At 48.8% G+C, this 6,302-nt stretch carries 8 protein-coding genes and 1 pseudogene; 6 read left to right on the top strand and 3 right to left on the bottom strand.

Annotated features, from left to right (window positions below):
- A partial coding sequence (locus tag IQ256_RS20230; RefSeq protein ID WP_193857367.1) for a DNA-3-methyladenine glycosylase I occupies positions 1-407 on the bottom strand: 407 nt, incomplete at its 3' end.
- A gap of 359 nt (positions 408-766) precedes the next feature.
- Between IQ256_RS20230 and IQ256_RS20225 the strand changes: the two genes are divergently transcribed.
- Positions 767-1,249 carry a hypothetical protein gene (locus IQ256_RS20225; protein WP_193857366.1) on the top strand — a complete coding sequence of 161 codons (483 nt, stop codon included), beginning with the start codon at positions 767-769 and terminating at the stop codon, positions 1,247-1,249.
- Positions 1,250-1,647: 398 nt separating this feature from the next.
- Here the strand turns inward: IQ256_RS20225 and IQ256_RS20220 are convergent, their stop codons facing one another.
- Complete coding sequence (locus IQ256_RS20220; protein ID WP_193857365.1) at positions 1,648-2,547, bottom strand: NAD-dependent epimerase/dehydratase family protein; 900 nt, start codon at positions 2,545-2,547, stop codon at positions 1,648-1,650.
- A gap of 117 nt (positions 2,548-2,664) precedes the next feature.
- Here IQ256_RS20220 and IQ256_RS20215 point away from each other — a divergent pair, with 117 nt between their 5' ends.
- From IQ256_RS20215 to IQ256_RS30485, 4 genes and pseudogenes are all read left to right on the top strand, one after another.
- Positions 2,665-3,027, top strand: coding sequence for a helix-turn-helix domain-containing protein (locus IQ256_RS20215; RefSeq protein WP_193857364.1), 363 nt, complete (start codon positions 2,665-2,667; stop codon positions 3,025-3,027).
- 253 nt (positions 3,028-3,280) lie between these two features.
- Entirely contained in the window at positions 3,281-3,610 is a 330-nt protein-coding gene (locus tag IQ256_RS20210) for a type II toxin-antitoxin system prevent-host-death family antitoxin (protein WP_193857363.1), read from the top strand.
- Positions 3,611-3,769: pseudogene (locus IQ256_RS30490) on the top strand (type II toxin-antitoxin system RelE/ParE family toxin); the annotation flags it as partial.
- 13 nt (positions 3,770-3,782) lie between these two features.
- Entirely contained in the window at positions 3,783-3,920 is a 138-nt protein-coding gene (locus IQ256_RS30485; protein ID WP_370623504.1) for a type II toxin-antitoxin system RelE/ParE family toxin, read from the top strand.
- 267 nt (positions 3,921-4,187) lie between these two features.
- On the opposite strand, the gene IQ256_RS20200 is transcribed toward IQ256_RS30485, so the two are convergent.
- Positions 4,188-4,697 (bottom strand): GNAT family N-acetyltransferase, encoded by a 510-nt coding sequence (locus IQ256_RS20200; RefSeq protein WP_193857361.1) that lies wholly within the window; start codon positions 4,695-4,697, stop codon positions 4,188-4,190.
- Between the two features lie 83 nt (positions 4,698-4,780).
- Here IQ256_RS20200 and ilvA point away from each other — a divergent pair, with 83 nt between their 5' ends.
- Entirely contained in the window at positions 4,781-6,292 is a 1,512-nt protein-coding gene (gene ilvA / locus IQ256_RS20195; protein WP_193857360.1) for a threonine ammonia-lyase, biosynthetic, read from the top strand.
- The last annotated feature ends 10 nt before the right edge of the window (positions 6,293-6,302 follow it).

Genomic DNA, 6,302 nt, shown 5'->3' with positions numbered 1-6,302 from the left:
CGTTCCGACAGCGTGGGTTCGTACTGCCAAAAGTAAGCCGACAGCAAACCGACTTCTTCAACTAGCTCGCAGGCGCGTTTGGCGTTGTTAACCACCGACGCTATCTTCTGACGATGCCGCACGATGCCTTTATCTTGAACCAGACGCTCTATGTCTGCCTCTTTATATAGAGCAACTTGTCTGTAGTCAAAACCAGAGAAAGCTGCTCGAAAATTGTCTCTTTTTCGCAAGATCGTCAGCCAGCTCAAACCGGACTGAAATCCCTCCAGACAAATTTTTTCAAATAAGCGCTGGTCATCGACAACAGGTACGCTCCATTCCATATCGTGATAGGCCATATAGTCGGCTTTGTCTCCAGCCCACCCGCATCGACAGCGACCATCTTTTCCCACCACCAATCCATCCATCCTTCGCCCCTGCCTCCATCTCTACGGATCGCTTCTAAGACATCTGCTCTCACAGAATATCGCCTCTCGGTCAGCTAGCCAGTTATCTGTGCTAAAAGCTTCTATCGTTCGACAACAGAAATTTGACCATCAATCAAAATTGGCACATGCTAAAACAGCGGTTTTACGCCTATGGAGGTAGATAATTGATAGTCCACCCTAACAAAGTGTCCATAGCAAAAACGCATTCAATCTTCCCAAGAGATACAACTTAAACATGCGAAACGGAACAACGTTTCTAACCCAAACGCCTCTTTCCTTCGCACTTTCTATTCCGCAGTTTCAAAACTGTTATTTTCTAACCTTGTGAGGACTATTCCATGAAACTTTTTTCTCGTTTGTCTGCTACTGTTGCGATCGCTGCTACCGCTCTTCTAGCCGTTCCTTTCACTGCCCAGGCGCAAGTAGCCACCGCTCCTAGCTACAACTATATAGGCATTGGGGGTAGTGAAGATGGCTTGGTAGTCAATGGTAAAGTCTCTATCATCGACGGTGTCTCTATTCGTCCGTCTGTTGCAACAGACTTCGATTTTGATGACAACGAAGCTGTCTCCTACCTTGTTCCTATCACCTACGACTTTTCTGTTGGATCGGGTAGAGCAACCTTTAACCCTTACGTCGGTGCAGGTATTGGCGGCGAGCTCGGCGGCGACGTTGACGGTGATGAGATTGACTTTGCTCTCGTTGCAGGCACTGACTATCGCTTCGCTCGTAACTACGTTGCTAATGGCTCTGTCAACTACAAGCCCTTCGCCGATAACGAAGAAGTTGGCTTTACTGTCGGCATCGGCTACCAGTTCTAAGTATCTACTGCCTAGATAGGTCTAGTGCCTCTGTGTCTGCTTCCGTTTCTTTCGCTAACTTAGCTGTGTAAATACTCCTGATGCTATCGCCTTTGAAAGTTGCAACCCTTTCAAAGGCGATTTTTTCGAATAAAGACCTACTTACACGGAGTAGTTGATGTACTGCGCGTCAGTAAACTGTGGAAAATAGTGAATTTCGCACTGTATCAAAAGCTATGGATTATGAGACCCTCAAGAAACGTGTCTCGTTTGATGTCTCAATATGGTTTTCTTGAGAAGCCTTAGGGCTTCTGAGACACAGAATATAGAGATGCATCCGACAGTCAGACAGGTGAGACGGCGCTGTTTTGTGAAGAATCCCTCGTAACCTCTCTGCTCTCCATATGAGTACTTACGGCCTATAAGTTTGATGCTGTTTTTAACCAGTCGAGTGCTGATGCATGCTTAGGTGTCCATCCGAGTAGGCTTCTAGCTTTATCTGACCGAATGTGGCTATTGGAACCAAAAGCGAAGTGAGCCGCTTCTTGCCCCCATTCTTGAACGGCTTCCTCAATCGTCCATGTCTGAGCTGTTCCACTAAGCGCGAGCCTGTGATGGATCGTTTCAGCAATCTCTTTAAAGGTCGCTTCACCACTCTCTAAGAAGAAAAACGATCCAGCAGGCGCTTTTTCTAGCGCCAGTAGGTATGCGCCTACAAGATCTTTGATGTAGACAGTTGACCAAATGTTCTCTCCTTTTCCAACGTATCTAGCCTGCTGGTACTTCTTAGCAGCTGCAATCATTAAAGGAATCTGAATGCTTTGGGTGTGTAAGCCTGTTCCCTGTCCGTAGATCAAGCAAGGACAGATAACAATAGAATGGACTCCTCTAGCAACACCCTCGATGACGCGAGTATCGACCGCCACCCGTCCAATTTTCTCAAAGCAAATCGGTCGAGTGATGTCCTCGTGGAAGACGCGAGAACTATATTCACCGGCAGCGCGATCACCTACGATGCTCGACCCGCTAGTGTGAATTAGTTTTTTACCTGATCCTTCAATCGCTCGAAGAAGCACTTCAACGGCAAACGGATCGTCAGCATCAGCGGCGTTGATTACGGCATCGGCAGCTTGAGCTGACTGCTCAAGCGTCTTCTCGTCGCTTAGCGAGCCAATGACCGGATTAATCCCTGCCTGTTTAAGCAGCCGGGACTTTTCTGCTGACCGACACAAGCCATCTACAGTATGTCCAGCAGTTACTAGAGCAGTCGCGATTGAGCCGCCAATGTAACCAGATGCGCCTGTCAGAAAAATTTTCATTCGTTGCTCCTTGTGCTGTGAACCAATTATGCAGAATTGCTTAGAATTGCGGAAGAACGGATTTTTCTGTGACTTAGTAACAACTTTGTTCCTATCAACTGCTCTGAAAAGGAGAAAATGACGAGACACAAATCTTACGACGGTGCGCATGGCTGCTACATAGAAGCGGCTTTAGAAGTTGTCTCGGGTAAATGGAAGGGTGTGATTTTGTATCATCTTCTAGACGGGACAAAGCGGTTCAACGAGCTAAAACGCCTGTTCCCTGAGCTATCGCAGAGAATTTTGACCAAGCAGCTGAGAGAATTGGAAGCTAACAGGGTGATCAGTCGAAAAGTTTACCCAGAGGTGCCCCCGAAGGTTGAGTATTCTCTGACCGAGCTAGGTCTGTCATTAGAACCGACGCTACGCGCTCTAGAGAAATGGGGAGTTAACTATATTGAGGTCACTAAGTACTCAAGAAGCGCTCCACAGGAGAAGTAGAGGGGTTATCAGTAGCGGTGGATACAGTTGGTGAAATCGAAGCGTACAGTACGATTGCGCTGTGTACTATTGTGTTTTAAACCACCGTTTGTAAGATACTTAAAAGTCATATTCAACTGGGCTTTGAGGTTTCGGACGCTGCTTTGAACTAGTTGCTTTCGATGCCAGCTTCGCTGTGATCGCATTCAGCAGAGACACCTACCACCATAGAAGATAGAATAGTATCTAATAAGGTAACTATTAGGTACTCAGAATGGTCTCGCTTCAGAACATTCAGTCACTCACTGACTTCCGCCACAGCGCCAAGAAGTACGTAGAGCAGCTTCAGACGACGCAAGCGCCGCTAGTGCTCACGGTCAACGGCAAAGCCGTCGTCGTGGTAGAAGCTGCTGAAGCCTACGAAGCTTACCAAGCCCGCATCCGTGAGCTAGAAGCAGAGGTGATGGCACTGAAACTGCAAACGCTGAAGGATGCAGTTGCCATCGGCGCTCAGCAGGCAGAGCAAGGCCAGTTTAGCGATCGCAGCTTTGACGAGATTATTGCGGCAGCGCAATCGGCAGTCAGCAGCCAGTCGGCGAGTTAGATGTACAGCATTCGGTTCACAGAGCAAGCCGATGCCGATCTACTAGGCATTTATATCTACACATACAACACCTGGAACGAAAACCAAGCTATTGAGTATACCGATGGACTGAAAGCTACGGTCAACAAGCTAGCGGAGAACCTAAAAGAGCCTAGGCACTGTAGACCGTTCTGTGGTGCGTCCAGGCTACCGCAGCTACCGCTACGAGAGCCCTCTAGTGTTCTACCGAGTGTCTGGTCAATTTGTAGAAGTCGTGAGAATATTGCACAAGCGCATGGACGTAGGCAAACAGTTCTCTAGCGAAGAGTAGCGACGCGATCGCCATTCGCTGGGTAGCAAGCTAAAGATTGTTGCTTATCGAAGCTCTTCTCTTAAAAATCCTTATGAAGCTATAGTAGCGATCGCGCTGAATGTTTGTTCCAGCTCCTGATGATTGTGTTGTGTAGTCTGCAAGTTAAACAACTCTTTGCAGGACACCACAAAATGCAAAATAAGATATCAATAACTCAACCTAAGATAAACTAGACTCAAAATTAAATATTAAAATAAGATTGTATTCACTCGATATGAGATGAGCCTAAACCCTTCCAATCTCTTTTTCGAACCAGGCCACATCCCAGTATTTTCGGAACTTCCGACCGACCTCCTTAAACAGCCCTACCTGCTTGAACCCAAATTTTTGATGAATTGCAACAGAAACATCGTTGGGCATCGTGATCCCCGCGTAGGCACGATGAACATCTTCTTCGTCTAGTGCCTGAAAAAGAGCTGTGTAGAGCTGAGTACCAATGCCTTTAGCACGAAATGACATATCCATGTAGATACTGGTTTCTACCGAAGTATCGTAGGCGGCTTTGACCCGAAACTGGCTACTGCTGGCATAGCCAACTACTTTTTCATCACACTCGGCAACTATCAATCGATGCCTGCCAGTCGCATGATAGTGAGACAGCCAATGCGCCTGGCGATGCTCGACGGTATGTGGCGCGATGTCGAATGTGATTGTTGTTTCTTCGATATAGCGATTATATAGATGAACCAAAGCCTCGATATCTTCAGGCCGAAAGTTTCTAATGCTAGTGAGCATGATCGATGGGTTGTATAGAGTAGTCAGCGACGAGGTAAGCACGTACAGTATAGAGTGACGCTCATCATCCACCCCGCACCCTAGTGGTTTATTCAGACTATTTAGAACGCATCTTAAAGGCTCGCGTTTATGACGTGGCACAAGAAACGCCTTTGGATCTGGCCCCAAGGCTATCGGAGCGGCTGAATAATCAGGTGCTGCTAAAACGAGAAGACGTACAGTCTGTTTTTTCGTTCAAGCTACGCGGTGCCTACAACAAAATGGCGCAGCTACCTGCGGAACTGTTGCAGCGTGGGGTGATCGCGGCTTCGGCGGGCAACCATGCTCAGGGCGTGGCGCTAGGCGCAAGAGAATTAGGCACGTCGGCAATGATCGTCATGCCGATTACGACGCCGCAGGTCAAGATTGATGCGGTAAAGGCTAGGGGCGGTCTCGTTATACTACACGGCGATACCTACGATGATGCCTATGCCCATGCGCGTCAGCTAGAAACAGACAAAGGACTGACGTTTGTGCATCCTTTTGACGATCCAGACGTGATCGCCGGACAGGGAACGATCGGCATGGAAATTTTGCGACAGTATCAAAAACCCATTCATGCCATCTTCGTCGCGATTGGCGGCGGCGGTTTGATTTCGGGGATTGCGGCCTATATCAAACGCCTGCGCCCTGAGGTCAAGATCATCGGTGTAGAGCCCGTCGATGCGGACGCCATGAGTCAGTCGCTGGCAAAGGGGGAGCGGGTTAGGTTAGAACAGGTCGGACTGTTTGCGGACGGGGTAGCGGTACGCCAGGTCGGAGAGGAAACGTTTCGGCTATGCCAACAGTATGTCGATGAAGTGATCCTCGTGACCACGGACGATACCTGCGCGGCGATTAAGGATGTGTTTGAAGATACTCGCTCGATTTTGGAGCCAGCCGGGGCGCTAGCGATCGCAGGCATCAAAGCCTATGTAGAGCGCTCTGGAATCCAAGGAGAGACGTTGGTGGCGATCGCCTGTGGTGCCAACATGAACTTCGATCGGCTGCGCTTTGTAGCAGAACGGGCTGAGCTAGGAGAAAGAAGAGAAGCCGTCTTTGCAGTTACAATTCCAGAGCGCCCCGGCAGCTTGAGCAGATTTTGCGACATTCTCGGTAGCCACAGCCTGAGCGAGTTCAACTATCGGATTGCAGATGCGAACCAGGCCCATATCTTTGTCGGTATCCAGATTACAGATAGAGCAGACGCACAGGCGATCGCACGCAAGTTTAGAGACAATGGCTTCAAGACGCTAGATCTGACTGACGATGAGCTAGCCAAAATGCACCTGCGACATATGGTAGGCGGCAAATCTTCTTTAGCGCAAAATGAACTCCTCTATCGGTTTGAATTTCCCGAGCGACCGGGCGCACTCGCTAACTTCGTTACGGCGATGAGCCCAGACTGGAATATCAGTCTATTTCACTATCGCAATCACGGCGCAGACTACGGCAGAATCGTCGTCGGCATGCAGGTTCCCCCGCAAGAAATGGCCCAGTGGCAGTCGTTTCTAGAGACACTAGGCTATCGATACTGGGACGAAAGCGACAATCCAGCCTATCGACTTTTCCTATAGCGTTTTGCGT

This window comes from cf. Phormidesmis sp. LEGE 11477 (assembly GCF_015207105.1).
GTDB lineage: Bacteria > Cyanobacteriota > Cyanobacteriia > Phormidesmidales > Phormidesmidaceae > Phormidesmis.
Note: the sequence above shows the minus strand (reverse complement) of the source record. Positions and strands in the feature narration are given on the sequence as shown.